Genomic DNA, 21855 nt, shown 5'->3' on the forward strand with positions numbered 1-21855 from the left:
AGTTGAGTAAAATTTTTATAAAAAAAGATAGAGAAAGAATGTGGCATAGTGGACACCCTTGGATGTATTCTGGAGCAGTGGAAAAGATAGAGGGAAACCCAGAAGCAGGATCAGTTATAGAAGTATATAATTGGAAAAAAGAGTTTATTGGATATGGTCATTATAATAAAAATTCAAAAATTATGGTACGTATGCTGGAAAAAGATGTCAATAAAAAAATAGATTTAAATTGGTATTCTGAAAAAGTAAAGGAAGCATATGCTTTAAGAGAAATGATAAATATTAATAGTAATGGATATAGATTAATTCATAGTGAATCAGATTCTTTACCAGGAGTTATAGTAGATCGTTTTGGAGATTACTTAGTAGTTCAAGCTTCAACTTTAGGGATGGAAAAAGATAAAGAATTTTTAATAGAAGCTTTAAAAAAAGAGATTCCAAATTTAAAGGGAATATATGAAAAGAGTGAAGGTGATGGAAGAAAGTTAGAAGGGCTTCCTGAAGTTTCAGGAGTTCTTTTTGGTGAAGTTCCAGATGAAATTGAAATTTTTGAAGGAGAGGCTAAGTTTACAATAGACTTAAAAGGACAAAAAACAGGATTTTACTCAGACCAAAGAGATAATAGAATTTTGATGGGCTCTCTATCGAAAGATAAAGATTTTTTAGATGTATGTAGTTATACTGGAGGTTTTTCACTTCACGCTATGGTAAATGGAGCAAACTCATCGACTTTAATAGACGTTAGTGAAGATGTTTTAAATGTTGCTAGAAAAAATTTAATAAAATATAAAAATGTTGAGTTTATAAAGGGGAATATATTTAATGTTTTAAGAGATTTAGTAAAAGAAGGACGTCAATGGGATGTAGTAAATCTAGATCCACCAAAATTGGCACCAAATAGAAGAGATTTAGATAAAGCTTTAAAAGCATATAAGGATATAATTTTAAATGGAATAAAACTTACAAAAAAAGGTGGATTACTTTCAATTTATAGTTGTAGTGGAGCAGTTACAAGTGTAGACTTAAGAATGGCTTTGGCTTATGCTGTTAAAGATGCAGGAGTAAAAGCTGTAATAGTAAATCAATTACACCAAAGTCCATGTCATCCAATATCAGTAGCAGTTCCTGAAACTGAGTATTTAAAAGGGTTTTTAATAAGAATAATTTAAAATAAAAGGGGAGTGGGGAAATATGTATCTATTAAATAATGGTTTGAAAATTCCGAAAGTAGGATTTGGAACATGGAAAGCAACTGATAAAGAGCAGTGTAAAAACGCAGTGAGAACAGCTTTAGAAATAGGATACAGACATATTGATACAGCTGCTATTTATGGAAATGAAGATGCTGTAGGAGAGGGAATTGCTGAATTTATAAAAAATAATAATGTTTCAAGAGAAGAACTTTTTATTGTAACTAAAGTTTGGAATACTGAACAAGGTTATGAGACAACTTTAAAAGCTTATGAAGAGTCTTTAAAAAAGTTAGCATTAGATTATATAGATATGTATTTAATTCACTGGCCACAGCCCAAAGATTTAAATAAAACTTGGGAAACGTGGAGAGCTTTGGAAACACTTTATAAAAGTGGTAAGGTTAAAGCTATTGGTGTATGTAATATGAAAGAACACCATTTGAAATATATAATGAATAATTTTGAAATAGTACCTGCAGTAAATCAGATTGAGTTACATCCATATTTACAACAAAGAGAATTAAAAAAATTCTGTGATGAAAATGGAATTATAGTAGAAGCTTGGAGTCCATTAATGCAAGGAGCTTTAGATCATGAAGGTTTAAAGAAGATAGCTGAAAAGAATAAAAAAACTGTAGCTCAAATAGTTTTAAAGTGGCATTTACAAAATGGATTATTACCATTACCTAAATCAGTTACACCATCTAGAATTATGGAGAATTTTCAATTAGATTTTATTTTAGATGAAGAGGACATGAAGTACATTAATTCATTAAATAAAGAGGAAAGAATAGGTCCTGATCCTGATGAAATAACATTTTAGATATTAAAAGTCATATTTTTATATGACTTTTTTTTATTTGAAAATAGAAGAAGGAAAAGCTATTAAAATTTTTAAGTATAGGATATCTTATAATTATGAGGAGAAAAAAATGGCAATAAATAAAATAAGTATGAAAGATTATAATCGTTTTATAGAGAACATATTAAATGAGTTAGAAATTGGAAAAAGAGTAAATTTATTAACTTTTAAAAGAGATAGAAAAGTAAGCATTATAAAAATTTCAAATGAAGAATTTGTGGTAGAAGAAGATGGATTTAAACAAAAAAAATTTGACAATTTAAATAGGCATCAAGTTATTAAATTAATGGATAAACTTAGAGGTATTGAATTTCCAAGAAGTAACATGTTACATATAAATAGAAAATAAAAAGACCGTATTGAATTTTTCAATACGGTCTTACTATTTCAACAACTAAATTTTAGTTGGTGGATTCATTGGTGGAGATGACGGGAATCGAACCCGTGTCCAAAATTGCAAGCGCCATAAGCTTCTACAAGCTTAGTTTGCTATTTAAATTCGCAATAGTTACTCCCGCAAACAGGGCTAACTAAAGCTATCCTCTAAAATGTCCCCTATAACTTAGAGAAATTGTTTAGGGTAATCTGTATTTAAGTGACACCTTGATTGAACGCTCCTACAGAAGAGAATGTTCAGAGGTGAGCTGACATTATGCAGCTAAAGCGTAATTTCTGTTTCCATCTAAACGATGAGTTGATCTCTCACAGCGATCAACCTGGCCTGCTACCTATAACCTCACAACCCTGTCGAAACCTTTGCATCCCCAATTATTAAATTATAGATTATTATAACACAAATTTTTCTTAAACTCAATTGTCTGGTGATATCTTTCTTATTTTTTTTATTGTTAAGAAAAACATAACTATAGCTACTAGTGTATCAGATATTGGAAATGCTAGCCAAACACCAATCTCTTTGAAAAAATATCCTAAAATATAAACAAGAGGAATATTTAAAATAACAATTCTTAACATAAAAAATCGTGTAGCAATAACGCTATCCTTAATAGATTGAAAAAAGTTATTGCATGCTAAAAACATTGCAGTAAAAGGCATTAAAAAAAGATTTAATCTCATAGCTGAAACTGTAAATTCAACTAGAGGAGGATCATTTTTTATAAAAAATGAGACTATCTTTTCGGTGTTAAAAAGCATAAGAAGAACTAAAATAGTTGAAACACTGATAACTGTATAAAGTTGTATTTTTAAAACCTCTTTTACACGTTCATAGTTTTTAGATCCGAATGTATATGAAATTATAGCTGCTGTTCCTTGATTAAAGCCTTGTAAACTTGTATTTATAACACTTCTACATATTGAGATAATCCCAATTGCAGCAGTAGCAATATCCCCTCCGTAAACTCCAGCCTGTCTATTTGTAACAGTAATAACTGAAGATTGTAAAAGTTGATTATAAAAACGAGGACTCCCTATTTTAAAGATTTCTTTTAAGATTTTTAAATCAAGAGAAAAATACTTTCTAGAAAATGTAATAACATCTGATTTAAAAAAATAAAAAAGAATATAAAAAGCACTTAAAGCTGTAGCGATTAAAGTAGCTAATGCAGCTCCACCAATTCCCATATCGAATTTAATAATAAAAAGATAATCTAAAATAACATTAAAAATACCTGTAAAAATATTTACACCCATAGCTGTAACAGAGTCTCCAATTCCTCTAACTAAAGTGCTTTGTCCTAAAATAATTTGAAAAGTTGCAATTGGAATTAGAAAATTTGTGTATTCTATAGCAGAGGTTATATTAGAGGAACTAGCTCCTAAAATTTTTAAAATTGGAATGTTAAAAAGAAAAAGAAAAAGAGTTAAAAGAACTCCTACAATGAAAATCCATAAAAATCCAGTACATAAAACTTTTTCAGCACCTTCTCTATCTTTAGATCCTAACTTAACCCCAATTATAATGGCTATTCCAGAAAAGGCAAAATTAAAACTATTTATAATCATGGCATAAGGAAAAACGAGGGCAATAGCTGCCATGCCCTCTCTTCCTGCTACTTGACCGATGAAATACCTATCAGTTAAAACACAAAGCATACCTATAATAGCACCAAATGAAGATGGGATGCTAAACTTTAAAATAGTCGTTAAGGTACTTTGTTTTTCAAACTTTAAACTTAAATCTTGCAAAATACTCCCCCTATAAAAATATTATATTAAAAAATATACTGAAAAATAATTAAAGACACTACCTGCTAAAACAAAAAGATGCCAAATTCCATGAGCAAACTTCTTATTTTTCATCAAATAGAAAATAGTTCCAACAGAATAACTAATACCACCCCAGATTAATAGTTTCAAAGATAATGGTGAGGCAAGCATTTGTAAATCTTTAAATACAAACATAACCATCCATCCCATGAACAGATAGATTAAAGTAGAAACAAAATTAAATCTTCCAACAAAAAAAACTTTAAAAAGAATTCCTAAAAGTGTCATTCCCCATTGAACGAAGAAAAGAACCCACTTAGTTGTTCCATCAAAAACTCCAAGAAGATATGGTGTATATGATCCAGATATTAAAATATAAATAGCTGAATGATCAAGTATTTTAAAAAGTTTTTTTATTTTTCCAACATAAAGTATATGGTAGGTTCCAGACATTGTGTATAGTAAAACAAGTGAAAAACAAAATACCATAGAACCTACAACATAGCCAATATTATCTGTTTTTAAAGAGTGAACTAAAAGAGCACCAGTTCCAATAAGTGCTAGAATAGCACCGAAGTAGTGAGTCATAGAGTTAATCCATTCTTCTAATCTAGTTAGTGTATTATTCATATAGATACCTCCTATCCGTTCTTTCTAAAGTTTAAAACAAGCTCATCAAATTTAGGGTCCAATTGTCTTAATTTTACATTAGCAGCATTTAAAAGTTTTTTAGATGCTGTATTAGAATCAGTATTATTATACTTATCTGAAAGATAAACTATTTCACTTATTCCACTTTGAATAATACTTTTAGCACATTCATTACATGGAAAAAGATCAACATAAATAGTACATCCCTTTAAATTTTTAGTGCTATTCAAAATAGCGTTTAATTCAGCATGACAAACATATGCATATTTACTATTTAAAAAATCACCATCTCTATCCCAAGGAAATTCATCGTCAGAACAACCAGCTGGAAGACCATTATAACCAACACCAACAATTCTTTTATCAGGAGTTACAATACATGCTCCAACTTGTGTTCCAGGATCTTTACTTCGCTTAGCAGAGAGAATCGCAACTCCCATGAAGTACTCATCCCAATCAATATAATTAGCTCTTTTTGACATTCTATCCTCCTAAATTAAAAAAATATTTTTTTATTTTGTAAATATAAATCTGCGAGGGCTATAGCTGCAGCATTTTCTAAAACAATGGGAACTCTAAGAAGAAATGCGACATCATGTCTTCCATTAATTTTTAAAGATTGAAGATTTTCATCTTTAAAATTAAAAGTTTCTTGAGGTTTAAAAATACTAGAAGTTGGTTTAACAGCGACTTTTAAAAATATATCGTTACCGTTTGTGATACCACCGTTAATACCTCCATTATTATTAGACGAAGTTTTACCAGTTTTATCAATAAAACAATCATTAAATTTACTTCCTATTAATTCAGTTCCTTTAAAGCCTGCACCAAATTCAATTCCCTTAATTCCTGGAATTGAAAAAATTATAGATGAAAGGGTAGATTCTACAGAATTAAAAAAAGGCTCTCCTAAACCAATTGGAATATTTTTAATAGTTAAAGAGATAGTGCCTCCTAAAGAATCTCCAGAATGTGTAGTTTCAAGTAAATAATTTTCTAATTTTTCATTAAATTCTAATTTACTTAAAATACCAACTGATTCAATTTCGCTAGAAAAAATAATATTATTTAAAATTTTTTTTGCAACTACGCCAGCGGCCACAAGGGCAAGTGTTAATCTACCTGAAAAATGACCGCCACCACGAATATCATTAAAACCTGAATATTTTTTAGTAGCAGAAAAATCAGCATGCCCAGGTCTAGGGTGTGATTTAAAGTCAGTATAAACTTTAGAATCAGTGTTTTTATTCTCAAAAAAAATATTTATAGGAGCTCCAGTTGTAAATTCATTAAAAACACCTGAAATAATATTTGGAATATCATCCTCTTTTCTAGGTGTAGTACCTACTTTTCCAGATTTTCTTTTAGAAAGATCTTTAGTAAAATCTTCAAGAGTAAGCTTTATTCCAGACGGAACACCATCGACTAAAACTCCAATACCAGAACCGTGAGATTCTCCATAAATATGTACTCTAAAAAGAGAACCAAAACTATTCATAAAATCCTCCTAAATTAAAATAATATGTATAATTTAATTTTAGCATAAAACATGAGAAATATTAAATAAAAACTATAGTAAAATTAATTGCAAAATATTAGAAAAAGGTGTAGAATATAACAATTAACGCATTGAAATGAATTAGAATTTATATTATAGATTGAATATATTTGGAGGAGATAACTGTGTTTATAGATGAGGTAATTATAACGGTAAAAGCAGGTAACGGTGGAGATGGTGCCGCTACTTTTAGAAGAGAAAAGTGCATACAATTTGGAGGTCCAGATGGTGGAGATGGAGGTAGAGGAGGAGACGTAGTTTTCGTAGCTGACTCTAATATAAATACACTAATAGACTTCAAATACAAAAAACTGTTCCAAGCAGAAAACGGTGAAAATGGTGCAAAGAAAAACATGTTTGGAAAATTTGGAGAAAACTTGGTAATAAAAGTTCCAATCGGAACTCAAGTAAGAGATATGGAAACAGGAAAATTACTTTTAGATATGAGTATACCTGGTGAAGAAAGAGTTCTTTTAAGAGGAGGTAGAGGAGGTTTAGGAAATACAAACTTCAAAAATTCAATTAGAAGAACACCAACAATGGCTGGAAAAGGAAAAGAAGGTGTAGAGTTAAGAGTTAAATTAGAGTTAAAACTTTTAGCAGATGTTGCGTTAGTTGGATACCCTTCTGTTGGAAAGTCAAGTTTAATAAATAAAATATCAGCAGCTAAATCTAAAGTTGGAAACTATCATTTTACTACTTTAGAGCCTAAATTAGGAGTTGTTAGACTTGGTGAAGGTAGATCGTTTGTTGTAGCAGATATACCAGGGCTAATAGAAGGAGCTCATGAAGGAGTAGGATTAGGAGATAAATTCTTAAAGCATATAGAAAGATGTAAAATGATATATCATATAGTAGATGTGGCTGGAATTGAAGGAAGAGATCCAATTGAAGATTATGAGAGAATAAATAATGAGTTAGTAAAGTTTAGTGAAAAATTAGCAAATAAGAAACAAATTGTTTTGGCAAATAAAATGGATTTAATTTGGGATATGGATAAATATGAAGAGTTTAAATCTCATGTGGAAGCACAAGGAAATGAAGTGTTCCCAGTATCTGTTATTTTAGGTGATGGATTAAAAGAGGTTTTAAATAGAACTTGGCATGTTTTACAAGAAACAGAGAGAGAAGAACTAGAGGAAGAAGCTGACATTATTGATGTATTGAAAGCTAATAAAACTAGAAAAGAACCATTTGTTGTAACACAAGATGAAGATGGAGTATTTGTTGTTGACGGATCAATTGTTGATGGCGTGCTAGCTAAATATATCATAACTCATGATGATGAGTCAGTTGTTACATTCTTACATATGCTTAGAAATTTAGGACTAGAAGATGCTTTAAAAGATGCTGGTGTTGAAGATGGAGATACAGTAAGAATTGCTGATACAGAATTTGATTTCGTTGAGTAATGAAAAATTATTTATTAAGCTGAGCCATTAGGTTCAGCTTTTTTATCTATTTAAAAAATTTAGAGGTGAAAAATTGAAAGGGATAGTTATAGCCGGACCTACAGGAGTAGGAAAAACAGAATTATCAATAAAATTAGCAAAAGCTTTAAATGCTGAAATTATCTCGGCAGATTCTGCACAAGTGTATGAAGAGATGAATATAGGAACAGCCAAAATAGCAGAGGATGAGATGCAAGGGATTGTACATCATATGATTGATGTTGTTGAACCTGTAAAAAAATATAGTGTTGGTGATTATCAGAGAAAAGTTGATGAAATATTAAATTCGAATGAAGAAAAAAATATTTTATTAGTTGGGGGAACTGGCCTTTATATAGATTCAGTAGTAAGAGGATTATCTGCATTACCAGAAAGTAATCCAACTATAAGAGAAAAATTAATGAGTGAAGATGGAGATAAACTTTTTGAAATTTTAAAAGAGATTGATCCAGAAAGTGCAGAGAATATTCATCCTAATAATAAAAGAAGAGTTGAAAGAGCAGTAGAAGTTTTCTATCAAACTGGGGAAAAGTTCTCAATTTTATCTAAAAAGAATATAAAAGGAAACAATTTTAAATTTTTAAAAGTTGCTTTAGAAAGAGATAGAGAATATTTATATGATAGAATAAATTTAAGAGTAGAAATAATGATGCAAAATGGACTTTTAGAAGAGGTAAAATATCTCTATGAAAAATATGGAGATGTATTAAAAAAAATAAATATCATAGGTTATTCAGAGTTAATTTCATATATAAATCAAGAGTTAACTTTAGAAGATGCTAAAGAGTTAATAAAGAAAAATTCAAGAAATTATGCTAAAAGGCAATTTACATGGTTTAAAAATGATCATGAGTACATTTGGTATGATTTAGATAAAATGACTCAAGATGAAATTTTTTCAGATATTTTACAAAGGTTTAATGCCTTATAAAGGTTTAATTACTCTACTATTTCATAAAATTACCGAAAATAATAGTCTTGATAAAAAAGTATTCGTATGGTATTATTGTACAGAAAAGCTTTAAAAGGAAGTGTTGGATGATAAAGAAGATTTATGTTATATTTTTAATGATTTTGACTGCTTCTTGTTCAAATTTAGATAAAGGATATAATGAAAATTTATCAAATATTGACGAAAAGTTGGTATCTAAATTAGAGCTTATTCAAAAAGATTTACAGGTGAACAATACGACAAGATTAAAAGAAAGCTTGGATGTCTCATTTAGTGAGAGATATGCTATAAATAAACTTTCAGAATATGACTTGTCTAAAGTAAAGTTATACTTTACAAAACCAGAAATTTCTAAAAATTTAGGCGAAAATACTATAGGGATTAGGTTTGGTGAAGAAATTCTTTATTTTAACGTAGAGTATAAATATTTAAATGGTGATTGGAAAATAACCAAATTTACAGAGAGAAGGTGAAAAAATGCAGAATGAAATAAAGCTGTATGTTCCATCCTCTTTAAAAAATCTTTCTATCATTAGGGCAATGACTAAAACATATTTAGAACATCAAAAAGTTGAACAAAAAGATATAATGAAAATTTTATCAATTGTTGATGAACTAGCAACAAATGTTATAGAGCATGGTTATGAATATAAATCTGGTGATATAATTATAGAACTTCAAAAAAATAATGATGTTATTCATTTAGTAGTTGAGGATAATGGCGTTGGATTTGATGAGTCTAAAATTAGTAAAGATGAAGGCGGAATGGGGCTTTTTTTAGCAAAAGCTATGGCAGATAATTTTAAAGTTGAAAAGAAGATTAATGGAACAAAAATAAAAGTTGAAAAGAGAGTTAAGGAGGAAATTTAACATGACTACAAATTTTGAAATAATTGAAAAAACAGTGGATGATGTAAGAGTAATAAAGGTATGTGGAGAATTAGACGCATTGGTAGCACCAAAGTTAAAAGAGAGAATAGCAAAGCAAATAGAGCTTGATATAAATAAATTTGTAATAGATTTTAGTGACTTAGTTCATATAAATAGCTTGGCTATGGGTATATTAAGAGGAAAATTAAGAGTTGTAAGAGACTTAGGTGGAGACATAAAGTTAGTTGGATTAAATGATCATATAAGAACTATATTTGAGATGATTGGATTAGATGAATTATTTGATATTTATGCAACAGAAGAAGAAGCAATAGCTAGTTTTAGATAATATTTACAAAAAGGAGAGACTATGAACTTAATGTTAGGAGTTGGATTAGCTATAGTTGGGTTTGCAATAATATTTAGTATTATGTATAAAAAATCTACTATAGATAAGAAGATAGAGGAGCTTAATAACTTAGAAGATGAAAAGTTAAAAGCTAAAATAAAAGCTAAAGAGATATTAGAAAGAGCAGAAAAAGAATCTTTAGCAAAGAGTAAAGAGATAGAAATAAAAGCGAAAGAAACAGTTTACCAGATGAAAGAGGAAGCTGAAAAAGAGATAAAAATAGCTAAAAATGAGCTATTACAAAAAGAGGGAAGATTAGCTAAAAAAGAGGAAACTTTAGAGTCTAAAATTGAAAAAGTTGAAAGTAGAGCTGTAGAGTTAGAAGAGATTAATCAAAACCTAGAAAATAAGAAAACTGAAATAGAGGATTTAAAAAAGGTTCAAGAAGAAACTTTAGAAAGAATTTCAGAAATGACAAGAAATGAAGCTAAAGAGATGTTAATTTCTAAATTAAAAGATGATTTAGTTCATGAAACTGCTTTAGCAATAAGAGAGTATGAAAATAAATTAGAAGATGAAAAAGATAGATTATCAAAAAGAATTCTATCAACAGCGATAGGAAAAGCTTCTTCAGAATTTGTTGCAGATGCTACTGTATCAGTTGTAAATCTACCGAATGATGAAATGAAAGGTAGAATTATAGGTAGAGAAGGAAGAAATATCAGAACAATAGAAGCTTTAACAGGTGTAGATATAATAATAGATGATACTCCAGAAGCTGTTGTTTTATCAAGTTTTGATGGTGTAAAAAGAGAAGTTGCTAGAAGAGCAATTGAAAAACTTATAAATGATGGAAGAATTCATCCAGGTAAGATAGAAGAAGTTGTTAATAAATCTAGAAAAGAGATTGATAAAGATATTATTGAAGCTGGAGAACAGGCTCTTTTAGAGTTAGGAATTCCAGGAATGCATATGGAAATAATTAAAACATTAGGTAAGTTAAAGTACAGAACAAGTTATGGTCAAAATGTTTTAACTCACTCAATAGAGGTAGCTAAATTAGCTGCAAATTTAGCAGCTGAATTAGGTGCAGATACTAAATTAGCAAAAAGAGCTGGACTTTTACATGATGTAGGAAAAGTTTTAGATCATGATATCGAAGCTTCTCACGCAATAATTGGAGGAGAGTTCTTGAAAAAATTTGGTGAAAAACCAGCAGTTATAAATGCTGTTATGGCTCACCATAATGAGGTTGAATTTGAAAGTGTAGAGGCTATTTTAGTTCAAGCATCAGATGCAATATCAGCTTCAAGACCAGGAGCAAGAAGAGAAACGTTATCAACATACCTAAAAAGATTAGAAGGGCTAGAAGAGATAGCAACTTCATTTGATGGAGTAGAATCTTCTTATGCAATTCAAGCTGGTAGAGAGATAAGAATTATAATAAATCCAGAAGTTGTATCAGACGATGCAGCTACAAAAATGGCGAGAGATATAGCTAAGAGAATAGAGGAAACTATGCAGTATCCAGGACAAATAAAAGTAACAATACTAAGAGAAACTAGAGCTGTAGAGTACGCTAAGTAAAATAAAAAAAGGAGAAAAACAAAGTTTTTCTCCTTTTTTATTATGCCTTTATAGGATTAAATCTAGATTGGTAATCCTTTAATGAATCGAATGCAAATTTTGATAGTGGGAATACACCAGATAAATTAATGATAGTCATAAGAGCTAAGCCAAGATCAGCAAGATTCCACATAAAGAAATTTTGTTGTATTCCTCCTATGAAGATCATTGAAAGAGCGAAGATTTTAAAAAGTATTTGTCCAAACTCTTTATCAGTTAAAAATTTAACATTAACTTTTCCGTAGAAGCAAATTCCTAAAAGAGTAGAAAAACAGAAAAGAAAAAGTATTATAGCTACAAATATTTCACCAAAAGTTGATCCTAAATGGTAGTTGAATGATTTTTGTAATAATTCCATACCATTTAAGCCATCTATAACAGAGGCTTTAGTAAGTAACATAACTAAAGCTGTAGCTGTACAAATTATAAAAGTATCTACAAAAACACCTAAACTTTGGATTAATCCTTGTTGAACTGGATGAGAAACTGTAGCACTAGCGGCTGCACAAGGAGCACTTCCCGTTCCAGCTTCGTTAGAAAATAACCCTCTTTTAACTCCTTGCATAATGATAGCTCCGATAGTTCCTCCAACTCCTTGTCTAATTCCAAAAGCTTCTGAAAAAATTTGAGAAAAAACCTGAGGTAAAAGAGAAAAGTTTTTAATGATTATAAAAAAAACAATAACAAGGTACATTACAGCCATAATAGGAACTACTTTATCTAAAACTTTCGCAGTTTTATCTGTTTTTCCGAAGATTACAATAGCTGCTAATAGTGTTAGAAGAGCTGAAATAACCATTGGGCTAATATTAAAAGCTACATTAAATGATTCAGTAACAGAGTTTGAAACAACTTGTAAAACTCCTGCCCAACAAATAATACCAGTTATTACAAAAGCAATACCCCAACTTTTTTTACCAAGACCATTTTTTAAAAAAAAGCAAGGTCCACCATAAAAATGACCAGTTTTATCTTTTTCTCTAAATATCATAGCTAAAGTAGTTTCTACAAATGCTGTAGCAGAACCTAAAAATGCAACAACCCACATCCAGAAAATAGAACCTGCCCCACCGATAGAGATTGCACTAACAACACCAGCTAAATTACCAGCTCCAACTCTAGTTGCAGTACTTATACAAAAGGCTTGAAAAGGTGAAAGATTTTCAGAATCACTATTTGATTTATCTGTTAAAAGTTTAATCATATGCTTTAAAAACCGAAGTTGAACAAAATTAGTTTTCACTGTAAAGAAAACACCTGAAAAAATAAGTAAAACAACCAATATATTTTTTCCCCAAAGAATTGAATTTAAAAAATTAACGATACTTTCTAAAATAAACATAACAAACTCCTCCTAAAATTTTTTTAAAAACAAAAAAGCCTGTGGATTTTATCCACAGGCTGTAATTTACCAGTTCTATGTAACAAATCCACTCACTACTATTAAAGTAACACAAAATGGATTCGTATTTTTTTCATGAAACAAAAATACCAATCCTAGGTTAAATAATAGTAGTAATATGAATTTGTATTAAAAACTATTTTTTGTTTCATTACTTTCCTCCTCATAATTATTTGGAGTATTATAACACAAATAAAAAATAATACAAGAAAAAAATTGAGGTTAGTGATTTTTTTAGAGGTAAAAGCCCAAAAAATGTATTGGATATATAGGTATAAAATGGTATAATAAATAATAATTTATAAAACTGATAAGGAATTGAAAAGGTGAGAAGATGTTAGTAAAAGCGTTACTTTTAATTGTTATTGGATCAATGATTGGATGGGTTACGAACTATATTGCAATAAAGATGTTATTTAGACCATATAAAGAGATAAACTTAGGGTTTTTTAAAATCCAAGGTTTAATTCCTAAGAGAAGACATGAGATAGGAATAACTTTAGCAGATACAATTCAAAATGAACTAATATCATTGGATGATATAACAAAAAAATTAGAAAATGCAAATTTAGATGTTGAAATGGAAAGAGTAATTGATAGTATATTAGAAAAAAAGTTAGCATCAGAGATAACAACGAGATTTCCAATGATAGCTATGTTTTTAAATGAATCAGCTTTAAATAAGATAAAAGATGCTATAAAAGGATCAATAATGGAGAATAAAGATCAGATAATTGGAATGTTATTTGAAACTTTGGAAAAAAATGTTGATTTTAAAGAGATTATAGTTGAAAAAGTAGATGGATTTTCTTTAGAAGAACTAGAGAGAATAACTTTTTCTTTAGCAAAGAAAGAGTTGAAACATATAGAAATAATTGGAGCTATTTTAGGTGGACTTATTGGGGTTGTACAATTTGTAATAACAGTTTTTATTTAAGGAGAAAAAATGGATAGGATAGTTTCTAATGAAGAGTTGGAATTTGAAGGAGAAGTTCAAAAAAATCTTAGACCAAAAAGATTAGCTGAATATATCGGTCAAGAATCACTAAAAGAAAAAATGAGTATTTTTATAGAAGCTGCAAAAAAAAGAGGTGGATGTATAGATCATATTCTTTTATATGGGCCACCTGGATTAGGGAAAACAACTTTAGCAGGAGTAATAGCTACAGAAATGGGAGTTAACTTAAAAATAACTTCAGGACCAATATTAGATAAAGCTGGAGATTTAGCGGCTATTTTAACATCATTAGAAGAGAATGATATACTATTTATTGATGAAATTCATAGATTGAATACGTCAGTAGAAGAGATTTTATATCCAGCTATGGAAGATGGAGAGTTAGATATTATTATTGGAAAAGGACCTTCAGCAAGATCAATAAGAATAGAATTACCACCATTTACTTTAATTGGAGCTACAACTAGAGCAGGTCTTTTGAGTTCTCCTTTAAGAGATAGATTTGGTGTAGTCCATAGAATGGATTATTATAAAGAAAATGAACTTGAAGGAATAGTAAAAAGAGGTGGCGCTATTTTAGGTGTCAAAGTTGAAGAAGAGGGAGCAAAAGAGATTGCTTTAAGAAGCAGAGGAACTCCGAGAATTGCAAATAGATTGTTAAAAAGAGTTAGAGATTACTGTGAAATAAAAGGAAATGGAGTTGTTGATTTAAGCAGTGCTATAAAAGCACTAAATATTTTAGGTGTAGATAAGCAAGGTTTAGATGAATTAGATAGAGATATTATAAAAGCTATAATAGAAAATTATGGTGGTGGTCCAGTAGGTGTTGAGACTTTAGCTTTGATGTTGGGAGAAGATAGAAGAACAATAGAAGAGGTATATGAACCCTATTTAGTTAAAATTGGTTATATTAAAAGAACTAGTCGTGGTAGAATGGTTACAGAAAAGGCTTATAATCATTTTGAGATAAAGGAGTAAGAGGATGAAAATAAGTACAAAAGTTAGATATGGCGTAAAAGCATTAGTATACATAGCTGAAGCTTCTCAGAAAGGAAACTTAGCTCGAATAAAGGAGATATCAGAATCAGAGGATATATCAGTTCAGTATTTAGAACAAATTTTATTTAAATTAAAGAATGAAAATATAATTCAAGGGAAAAGAGGTCCAAATGGAGGTTATAAACTTTCGATGGAGCCTGAAGATATTACACTACATGAATTGTATAAAATATTAGATGATGAAGTTAAAGTTATTGATTGTAATGAGAATAATAAAAGTAAAAATTGTTCTTGTGTTGATGATGAGTGCTCAACAACTTGTATATGGAGCAAACTAGATATAGCTATGACTAAAATTTTAGAGGGAACAACTTTAGCAGAGTTAATAAAAAATAAGGATATGATATAGGAGTTTATAATGATAAGTGTTATAATATCTAAAGACAATATAGCAAATGAAATAATAGAAATAGTGGATAAAAATGACATAAACCATTTAAAAAATGCTTTTAGAATAAAAACGGGAGAGATCATAAGAGCTGTAGATGGAGAGTATGAATATATTTGTGAAGTTTTAAATATAGAGAAGAAGATAATAGAAGCTAAAATTTTAGAAAAAAATGAAGATAGATTTTCTTCTGAAGTTTATATAGAAGCAGCGATAGGAATTTTAAAAAATGATAAAATGGACTTAACAATTCAAAAGTTAACGGAGATTGGGGTAAGTAAAATAACACCACTATTAACAAAAAGAGGTGTAGCTAAAATTACTGAGAAAAAAGACAAATGGGATCTAATAGTAAAAGAAGCAACAAAACAGTGTCAAGCTGTTAAATTAGTAGAAATTGGAGAACCTAAAAAATTATCAGAACTAAATTATGAAGAATATGATTTAATGTTTGTTCCATATGAATGTGAAGATAAAAATTCATTAAGAAACATTTTAAATAAAGTTGAAAATAAACCTAAGAAAGTTTTATATATAATTGGTCCAGAGGGGGGATTTGATAAAGAGGAGATTGAGTTCTTAACAGAGAAAGGTGTTATGCCTGTATCTTTGGGGAAGAGAATATTAAGAGCTGAAACTGCCTCAATTATAGTAGGAGGAATATTAGTAAATGAATTTTAATAATAAAAAAGTAGCTTTCTATACATTAGGGTGTAAAGTTAATCAATATGAAAGTGAAAGTATAAAGAATCAATTAATAAAAATAGGATACGAAGAGGAAAATTTTGAAAATAAATCAGATATTTATATTGTTAATTCATGTACGGTAACAAGTATAGCTGATAAAAAAACAAGAAATGTTTTAAGAAGAGCTAAAAAAATGAATCCTGAATCAATTGTTATTGTTACAGGTTGCTATGCTCAGACAAATTCAAAAGAGTTATTAGAGATTGAAGAGATAGATTTTGTTGTTGGAAACAGTAATAAAAGTGGTCTAGTAGATTTTATCCAAGATATTGAAAATAAAAAATCGAAGGTATTAACAGAAAATATTTTTGAGGAGAGAACTTACGAAGAGTATGAGTTTGCTACACTAAGAGAGATGTCAAGAGCGTATATAAAAATACAGGATGGATGTAATAATTTCTGTTCATATTGTAAGATACCATTTGGTAGAGGAAAAAGCAGATCTCGTTCTTTAGAAAGTATCTGTAAAGAGATAGAGGTGTTAACAAAAGAGGGATTTAAAGAGTTTATTATCATTGGAATAAATTTAGGTGCTTATGGAGAAGATTTAGATTCTGAGATTAATTTAGAAACACTTTTAGAAACAGTAGTTAAGTTGGAAGGTGTTGAAAGAGTTAGAATAGGATCGATGTATCCAGATAAGATATCTGATAGATTCATAGAGATTATGAGAGAAAATAGTAATAAGTTAATGCCACATCTACATATATCATTACAATCTTGTGATAATACAGTTTTAGAAAGAATGAGAAGAAATTATGGTGCAGAGCTTATTCAAGAGAGATTATTGAAGCTTAGAGAAAATGTTGAAAATATGGAATATACAGCAGATGTTATCGTGGGATTCCCAGGAGAAACAGATGAAATGTTTAATAACACATATGAAGTAATAAAAAATATAGGATTCTCAGATTTACACGTTTTCCAATATTCAGATAGAGAGAAAACTTTAGCAAATACATTTACAGATAAAATTGATGGAAATGTAAAAAAGAAAAGAGCTGAAATTTTAGAAACTCTAAGAAAAGAAATGGGAAAAGAAAGAAGAGAAAAATATATAGGAAAAGAGCTAGAAGTTTTAGTTGAAGAGATAAAAGAAGATGGATGTTCATATGGGTATAGCCAAAATTATTTAAGAGTAAAAACTTCAGAAGCAACAGCTGGTGTTAATGAATTAGTAAAAATAGAAATTTCAAATTTAGAAAAGGAGTTACTAATTGGAAATGAGAAGGGAAAAAGGGTTTAGTAGACAAAAGAAAACGACAAGAAAAGCAGGAAAAGCTCTAGGAGGCTTACTATTAGCTATAATAGTTATAGGTATATTAGGTGTATTTTTAACATATAATTTAAATAAAACTAATAAAAATTTAGAGAATTGGGAAAGATATGCAATAATAGGTAAAAATAATATTATTGTAGTATATGAAGATAAACTAGCAGTGAAAATACCCTTTGATGTTCAAGTAGATAAGGAAACAACGATAAAAAAATTAGTAGATTCTAAAAACTATAAAATGGTGATAGACTCAATAAATAATTTTTTACCTGAAAAAGTTCAAAACTACAAAGTTATAAAATATAGTGAGATAGCTTTAAATGTAAAAAATGCAAGAAATATCCCTGAAATGGTAATAGATGATAAAAAATACATTTTAACATCAGGAACGCAATCTTTATTTGCTGATTTATATGGTGGAGAATTAAAAGGTTCAACAAATTTAGTTGTAGATATATTAAACGCAAATGGAGTAGGTGGTTATGCTAGAAAGACTGGAGAAAATTTAAAAAATAAATTAGCTTTAACTTATACAGCAGCTAACTACGAAAAAAATACAAATTATAGTTTGATTAAAATCAATGAAATTAGCAAAGAAAATGTTGAAAATATATTAGCTAATGTAAATGAAAAATATTTTAAAATAAAAGAAGATAGTGATATTCCGACATTAGCAAGTGTTGTATTAATACTTGGAAAAGAAAAAGATATCGACTTTAAAATTGAAATTAAAGGAACAACGGCGGAAGCTAAATCAGCTTTAAAAGAGTTAGAAAGTTCTGGATATAAAAATGTCACTTTAAAAGAGGATTCTAAAAAATTAGATAAATCTGTGATAGAGTATAATAGTGAAGATTATTATACAGCATTAAAAATTGCAAAAAAATTAAATATAAGTAATATGTTAGAAAACAATAGTTTAAGTAACAAGATAAATATTTTAATAGATTAGAATTAAAAGGAGTGGAAATGCTAGATTTTATCTCAATTTTATTTATTTTTATATTGGATAACATTCCTCAAACAACATCAAAAGGATTTTTAATAATGCCGTACTTGGCTTATTTATCTTATAGAAAAGATAAAAAAATAGCATTTTTATTTCCATTATTAGCAGTTATATTAGCTCTTCATTCGAGAGAACCTGCATTTGCTTTTTTGTTCGTTGGGATAAATATTATTTTTTATCACCTATATTTTATAAACTTTGATTATAATATTGGAAACCTTTATATACTTTCACTTTTGCAAATAGTAGCATGGAAAATTTTTGTAAAAAGTCCATTTGTAATAGTGAATGTGTTATTTCTTTCAGTATTTTATTTTATAATTAATTTATTATATATGAGGAGAGCAACTAAGTGAAAAAAGATCTTGGAATAAAGTTAGGAAAAAGTTTCGAATTTAGAGGGGAAATATATAAAGTATTTATTTTTCTAGTATTTTTATTACTAGGAAGTAGAATGGCATATTTACAAATTTTACAAAAAGATAAATATAATTATTTAGCTCAAAAAAATAGAGTTAAATTAAGAAAAATTGATGCAGAAAGAGGAAATATATATGATTCTAATGGTGAATTAGTTGTAACTAATACACTAGGATATAGATTAGTATATTTGAACCAAAGAGTTGTAACTAGTGAACAATTAAAAGAAATGAGTGAAGCAACTGGATATAGTGAAGATTATTTACAAAAAAGGATAAAGTACGGAGAGATTGTACCTTATACTAAAGAAAATATTCTTGTAGAAGATTTAGATTTAGATTTAGCTCATAAATTAATGGAAAAAATTGGAGATTATTCATATTTGGAAGTTCAAAGCTATTCAAAAAGAAAATATATACATGATTCATTAGCAGCACATACAATTGGGTATGTAAAAAAGATAACAGAAAAAGAGTATGAAAATTTGAAAGAGGATGGATACTCTCCAAGAGATATTGTAGGAAAAACTGGAATTGAAAAAATTTATGATTCTCAAATGAAGGGTAAACCTGGGTATGATTATATTGAGGTTAATGCTTTGAATAAAGCTCAAAAAATTGAAAAAAGTAAGGATCCAACTCCAGGATACAATCTACATTTATCTTTAGATATGAGATTACAAAAGTATATGGAAGAAGTTTTCCAAGAGGAGAATTTATCAGGAGCTTTAGTAGCAATAGAGGCTCAAACAGGAAAAGTATTGACATTAGTAAGTTATCCAACATATTCACTGACTACGTTTAGTTCTAAAATCTCTCAAGAGGATTGGGATCAAATAACAAATGACCCAAGAAAGCCATTAACAAATAAAAGTATATCGGGAGAATATCCACCGGGTTCAGTATTTAAGCCATTTTCAGCCTTTGCGTTTTTTAATAATGGTTTAGATCCTAAAACAAAAATATTTGACAATGGTGTTTATAGCATTGGAAAATGGAGTTGGAGAGCTTGGAAAAAGGGTGGACATGGAACGGTTGATTTTGAAAAATCTATAGTGGAATCTGTAAATCCATATTATTATAAATATGCTGATCAATTTGGACATGAACCGATTATTGATGTAGCTGGAAATTTTGGTTATGGTAAATTATCTAAAATAGATGTTTTTGGAGAGAGAGCAGGAATATTACCAAGTGAAAAATGGAAAAAGAAAAGATTTAAACAAGGTTGGTTTAAAGGAGATACAATAATCTTATCAATAGGACAAGGATATCTTTTGGCTACACCTATGCAAGTTGCAGTATCTTATATGGGACTTGCAAATAGAGGAAAAGCTTATGTACCTCATGTTGTAGATTATATGGAAAATGGTAGTGAAAAAGTAGAAATAAAACCAGAGGTTTTGTATGAAACAAATTATCCAAGTTGGTATTATGATGTTTTAAATAAAGCATTAATAAATACTGTTGAAAAGGATAACGGAACAACAAAAGCATTGAGAACCCCTGGATTGGTTATAGGAGCAAAAAGTGGATCATCTCAGAATTCAAGATTTGATGAAACTCATGCTCTTGTTGCAGGATATTTTCCAGCAGACAAGCAGCCAAAGATTGTATTTACAGTTCTATTAGAAGGAGCTGGAGGAGGAGGTCGTGTCGCTGGAGGAGTTGCTAAAAAATTTGTGGACAAATATTTGGAATATTACAATGAGGAGATGAAATGAATTTAGAAAATATTGTTGAAAAGGAGAAAGAAGCAACAAAGAAAAAAACAAGACGAAGAAAATATTATAATAAGCCAAAGCAAGGAGAGAAAGCTCCAAATGTTGAAGGTTTAAACGATACTAAAAAAATTAATGATGTAAAGACTGTTGAGGTTAAAACAACTCAACAACAGAGACCACAAGCACCTAAAAAAAGAGTTCCAGCAAAAAAAGTTGAAACTGAAGAAGAGATTAAAAAGCCAATTTTAAAAACTGAAAAAGAGGAAAAAATGTATGTTATTCCTTTAGGTGGATTAGATGAAATTGGAAAAAATATGACTTTAGTTCAATATAGAGATGAAATTATTATTATTGATTCTGGAGTGACTTTCCCAGATGATGGATTATTAGGAATAGATTTAGTTATTCCAGATTTTAGCTATATTGAAAGTAATAAAGATAAAATAAAGGGATTATTTATAACTCATGGTCATGAGGATCACATTGGATCAGTACCTTATTTATATCAAAAAATAGATAAAAATGTACCTCTTCATGGAGGAAAACTGACATTAGCATTAATAAAAGCTAAGTTTGAAAGTGGAGAAGTTTCAAAAGTGCTTCCTAAAATGAGAGAAGTAAAAGGAAGAGATAAGATAAGAGTTGGAAAATATTTTGAAGTTGAATTTGTAGGAGTTACTCATTCAATTGCAGATGCTTATGCAGTAGTTGTTACAACTCCAGCAGGAAGAGTAATGTATACAGGAGATTTTAAAATTGACTTAACACCAGTTGATGGAGATGGAGTAGACTTTTTAAGACTTGCTCAAATTGGTGAAGAGGGAGTAGATTTATTACTTTCAGATTCAACAAACTCAGAAATAGATGGATTTACTCCATCTGAAAGAAGTGTAGGAGAAGCTTTTAAAATTGAATTTGCAAAAGCAAAAGGAAGAATTATAATAGCAGCATTTGCATCTCATGTGCATAGACTTCAACAAATTGTAAATATAGCTCATGAGCACGGAAGAAAAATTGCAATAGATGGAAGAAGTTTAATTAAAGTTTTTGATATAGCAGCAACTTTAGGATACTTAAAGCTTCCTGAAAATATTATGATAAATTTATCAGATGTTGATAAAATGAGAGATAATAAAGTTGTTATTTTATGTACAGGAACTCAAGGCGAGCCAATGGCAGCACTATCTAGGAT

At 29.2% G+C, this 21855-nt stretch carries 23 protein-coding genes and 1 other RNA gene; 18 read left to right on the top strand and 6 right to left on the bottom strand.

Translation table 11 applies throughout. The features are described from left to right. Positions 1-2: 2 nt before the first annotated feature. From Q0V08_RS01835 to Q0V08_RS01845, 3 genes are all read left to right on the top strand, one after another. Positions 3-1169 carry a class I SAM-dependent rRNA methyltransferase gene (locus Q0V08_RS01835; protein ID WP_297431570.1) on the top strand — a complete coding sequence of 389 codons (1167 nt, stop codon included), beginning with the start codon at positions 3-5 and terminating at the stop codon, positions 1167-1169. A 22-nt stretch (positions 1170-1191) separates the two neighbouring features. Continuing rightward, positions 1192-2016: an aldo/keto reductase gene (locus Q0V08_RS01840; protein WP_297431572.1), complete on the top strand. Its 825-nt coding sequence runs from the start codon at positions 1192-1194 to the stop codon at positions 2014-2016. 109 nt (positions 2017-2125) lie between these two features. Continuing rightward, positions 2126-2404: a hypothetical protein gene (locus tag Q0V08_RS01845; protein WP_297431574.1), complete on the top strand. Its 279-nt coding sequence runs from the start codon at positions 2126-2128 to the stop codon at positions 2402-2404. 69 nt (positions 2405-2473) lie between these two features. On the opposite strand, the gene ssrA is transcribed toward Q0V08_RS01845, so the two are convergent. The 5 genes from ssrA to Q0V08_RS01870 form a co-directional block, all read right to left on the bottom strand. Beyond that, positions 2474-2821: a transfer-messenger RNA gene (ssrA, locus tag Q0V08_RS01850) on the bottom strand. A 44-nt stretch (positions 2822-2865) separates the two neighbouring features. Continuing rightward, positions 2866-4203, bottom strand: coding sequence for an MATE family efflux transporter (locus tag Q0V08_RS01855; protein ID WP_297431576.1), 1338 nt, complete (start codon positions 4201-4203; stop codon positions 2866-2868). A 21-nt stretch (positions 4204-4224) separates the two neighbouring features. Then, positions 4225-4854: a hemolysin III family protein gene (locus Q0V08_RS01860; protein WP_297431578.1), complete on the bottom strand. Its 630-nt coding sequence runs from the start codon at positions 4852-4854 to the stop codon at positions 4225-4227. A gap of 11 nt (positions 4855-4865) precedes the next feature. Further along, positions 4866-5357: a cytidine/deoxycytidylate deaminase family protein gene (locus Q0V08_RS01865; RefSeq protein ID WP_297431579.1), complete on the bottom strand. Its 492-nt coding sequence runs from the start codon at positions 5355-5357 to the stop codon at positions 4866-4868. A gap of 14 nt (positions 5358-5371) precedes the next feature. After that, positions 5372-6373 (bottom strand): chorismate synthase, encoded by a 1002-nt coding sequence (locus tag Q0V08_RS01870; RefSeq protein WP_297431581.1) that lies wholly within the window; start codon positions 6371-6373, stop codon positions 5372-5374. A 185-nt stretch (positions 6374-6558) separates the two neighbouring features. Between Q0V08_RS01870 and obgE the strand changes: the two genes are divergently transcribed. The 6 genes from obgE to rny all read left to right on the top strand — a co-directional run bounded on the left by obgE (position 6559) and on the right by rny (position 11642). Continuing rightward, positions 6559-7845 carry a GTPase ObgE gene (gene obgE, locus Q0V08_RS01875; protein WP_297431583.1) on the top strand — a complete coding sequence of 429 codons (1287 nt, stop codon included), beginning with the start codon at positions 6559-6561 and terminating at the stop codon, positions 7843-7845. Between the two features lie 73 nt (positions 7846-7918). Beyond that, positions 7919-8815 carry a tRNA (adenosine(37)-N6)-dimethylallyltransferase MiaA gene (miaA, locus tag Q0V08_RS01880; RefSeq protein ID WP_297431584.1) on the top strand — a complete coding sequence of 299 codons (897 nt, stop codon included), beginning with the start codon at positions 7919-7921 and terminating at the stop codon, positions 8813-8815. Positions 8816-8922: 107 nt separating this feature from the next. Next, the gene (locus Q0V08_RS01885; RefSeq protein WP_297431586.1) at positions 8923-9309 is read left to right on the top strand and encodes a hypothetical protein; all 387 of its coding nucleotides are present in this window, start codon (positions 8923-8925) and stop codon (positions 9307-9309) included. 4 nt (positions 9310-9313) lie between these two features. Beyond that, complete coding sequence (locus Q0V08_RS01890; protein ID WP_297431588.1) at positions 9314-9706, top strand: ATP-binding protein; 393 nt, start codon at positions 9314-9316, stop codon at positions 9704-9706. Between the two features lies 1 nt (position 9707). After that, complete coding sequence (locus tag Q0V08_RS01895; RefSeq protein ID WP_297431590.1) at positions 9708-10055, top strand: STAS domain-containing protein; 348 nt, start codon at positions 9708-9710, stop codon at positions 10053-10055. A 21-nt stretch (positions 10056-10076) separates the two neighbouring features. Continuing rightward, entirely contained in the window at positions 10077-11642 is a 1566-nt protein-coding gene (gene rny, locus Q0V08_RS01900; RefSeq protein WP_297431592.1) for a ribonuclease Y, read from the top strand. A 40-nt stretch (positions 11643-11682) separates the two neighbouring features. On the opposite strand, the gene Q0V08_RS01905 is transcribed toward rny, so the two are convergent. Then, positions 11683-13023, bottom strand: coding sequence for an alanine/glycine:cation symporter family protein (locus tag Q0V08_RS01905; RefSeq protein WP_297431594.1), 1341 nt, complete (start codon positions 13021-13023; stop codon positions 11683-11685). A 394-nt stretch (positions 13024-13417) separates the two neighbouring features. Between Q0V08_RS01905 and Q0V08_RS01910 the strand changes: the two genes are divergently transcribed. The 9 genes from Q0V08_RS01910 to Q0V08_RS01950 all read left to right on the top strand — a co-directional run. Next, positions 13418-14020, top strand: a complete 603-nt coding sequence (locus Q0V08_RS01910) for a DUF445 family protein (RefSeq protein ID WP_023050288.1) — start codon at positions 13418-13420, stop codon at positions 14018-14020. Positions 14021-14029: 9 nt separating this feature from the next. Further along, the gene (gene ruvB / locus Q0V08_RS01915; protein WP_297431596.1) at positions 14030-15019 is read left to right on the top strand and encodes a Holliday junction branch migration DNA helicase RuvB; all 990 of its coding nucleotides are present in this window, start codon (positions 14030-14032) and stop codon (positions 15017-15019) included. Between the two features lie 4 nt (positions 15020-15023). Beyond that, entirely contained in the window at positions 15024-15449 is a 426-nt protein-coding gene (locus tag Q0V08_RS01920) for an Rrf2 family transcriptional regulator (RefSeq protein WP_023050286.1), read from the top strand. 9 nt (positions 15450-15458) lie between these two features. Continuing rightward, positions 15459-16169 (top strand): 16S rRNA (uracil(1498)-N(3))-methyltransferase, encoded by a 711-nt coding sequence (locus tag Q0V08_RS01925; protein ID WP_297431598.1) that lies wholly within the window; start codon positions 15459-15461, stop codon positions 16167-16169. Continuing rightward, on the top strand, positions 16159-17481 hold the full coding sequence (mtaB, locus tag Q0V08_RS01930) for a tRNA (N(6)-L-threonylcarbamoyladenosine(37)-C(2))-methylthiotransferase MtaB (protein ID WP_297431600.1): 1323 nt from the start codon (positions 16159-16161) through the stop codon (positions 17479-17481). The genes Q0V08_RS01925 and mtaB overlap by 11 nt, the downstream gene beginning before the upstream one ends. Then, the gene (locus tag Q0V08_RS01935) at positions 17459-18463 is read left to right on the top strand and encodes a LytR family transcriptional regulator (protein WP_297431607.1); all 1005 of its coding nucleotides are present in this window, start codon (positions 17459-17461) and stop codon (positions 18461-18463) included. Before mtaB ends, Q0V08_RS01935 begins: the two co-directional genes overlap by 23 nt. Before the next feature lie 17 nt (positions 18464-18480). Next, positions 18481-18876, top strand: coding sequence for a hypothetical protein (locus tag Q0V08_RS01940; RefSeq protein WP_023050282.1), 396 nt, complete (start codon positions 18481-18483; stop codon positions 18874-18876). Then, positions 18873-20663, top strand: a complete 1791-nt coding sequence (gene mrdA / locus Q0V08_RS01945) for a penicillin-binding protein 2 (protein WP_297431603.1) — start codon at positions 18873-18875, stop codon at positions 20661-20663. The genes Q0V08_RS01940 and mrdA overlap by 4 nt, the downstream gene beginning before the upstream one ends. Then, a partial coding sequence (locus tag Q0V08_RS01950) for a ribonuclease J (RefSeq protein ID WP_297431605.1) occupies positions 20660-21855 on the top strand: 1196 nt, incomplete at its 3' end. The genes mrdA and Q0V08_RS01950, both read left to right, overlap by 4 nt.

This window comes from uncultured Cetobacterium sp. (assembly GCF_947038635.1).
Taxonomy (GTDB): Bacteria; Fusobacteriota; Fusobacteriia; order Fusobacteriales; family Fusobacteriaceae; genus Cetobacterium_A.

What these genes read in the sequence shown, in the direction of transcription:
- Q0V08_RS01840 (WP_297431572.1), top strand. Translation starts at nt 1,192, where the DNA reads ATGTATCTATTAAATAATGGTTTGAAAATTCCGAAAGTAGGATTTGGA.
- Q0V08_RS01845 (WP_297431574.1), top strand. Translation starts at nt 2,126, where the DNA reads ATGGCAATAAATAAAATAAGTATGAAAGATTATAATCGTTTTATAGAG.
- Q0V08_RS01860 (WP_297431578.1), bottom strand. Translation starts at nt 4,854, where the DNA reads ATGAATAATACACTAACTAGATTAGAAGAATGGATTAACTCTATGACT.
- Q0V08_RS01865 (WP_297431579.1), bottom strand. Translation starts at nt 5,357, where the DNA reads ATGTCAAAAAGAGCTAATTATATTGATTGGGATGAGTACTTCATGGGA.
- Q0V08_RS01870 (WP_297431581.1), bottom strand. Translation starts at nt 6,373, where the DNA reads ATGAATAGTTTTGGTTCTCTTTTTAGAGTACATATTTATGGAGAATCT.
- Q0V08_RS01885 (WP_297431586.1), top strand. Translation starts at nt 8,923, where the DNA reads ATGATAAAGAAGATTTATGTTATATTTTTAATGATTTTGACTGCTTCT.
- Q0V08_RS01890 (WP_297431588.1), top strand. Translation starts at nt 9,314, where the DNA reads ATGCAGAATGAAATAAAGCTGTATGTTCCATCCTCTTTAAAAAATCTT.
- Q0V08_RS01895 (WP_297431590.1), top strand. Translation starts at nt 9,708, where the DNA reads ATGACTACAAATTTTGAAATAATTGAAAAAACAGTGGATGATGTAAGA.
- rny (WP_297431592.1), top strand. Translation starts at nt 10,077, where the DNA reads ATGAACTTAATGTTAGGAGTTGGATTAGCTATAGTTGGGTTTGCAATA.
- Q0V08_RS01905 (WP_297431594.1), bottom strand. Translation starts at nt 13,023, where the DNA reads ATGTTTATTTTAGAAAGTATCGTTAATTTTTTAAATTCAATTCTTTGG.
- Q0V08_RS01910 (WP_023050288.1), top strand. Translation starts at nt 13,418, where the DNA reads ATGTTAGTAAAAGCGTTACTTTTAATTGTTATTGGATCAATGATTGGA.
- ruvB (WP_297431596.1), top strand. Translation starts at nt 14,030, where the DNA reads ATGGATAGGATAGTTTCTAATGAAGAGTTGGAATTTGAAGGAGAAGTT.
- Q0V08_RS01920 (WP_023050286.1), top strand. Translation starts at nt 15,024, where the DNA reads ATGAAAATAAGTACAAAAGTTAGATATGGCGTAAAAGCATTAGTATAC.
- Q0V08_RS01925 (WP_297431598.1), top strand. Translation starts at nt 15,459, where the DNA reads ATGATAAGTGTTATAATATCTAAAGACAATATAGCAAATGAAATAATA.
- mtaB (WP_297431600.1), top strand. Translation starts at nt 16,159, where the DNA reads ATGAATTTTAATAATAAAAAAGTAGCTTTCTATACATTAGGGTGTAAA.
- Q0V08_RS01935 (WP_297431607.1), top strand. Translation starts at nt 17,459, where the DNA reads ATGAGAAGGGAAAAAGGGTTTAGTAGACAAAAGAAAACGACAAGAAAA.
- Q0V08_RS01940 (WP_023050282.1), top strand. Translation starts at nt 18,481, where the DNA reads ATGCTAGATTTTATCTCAATTTTATTTATTTTTATATTGGATAACATT.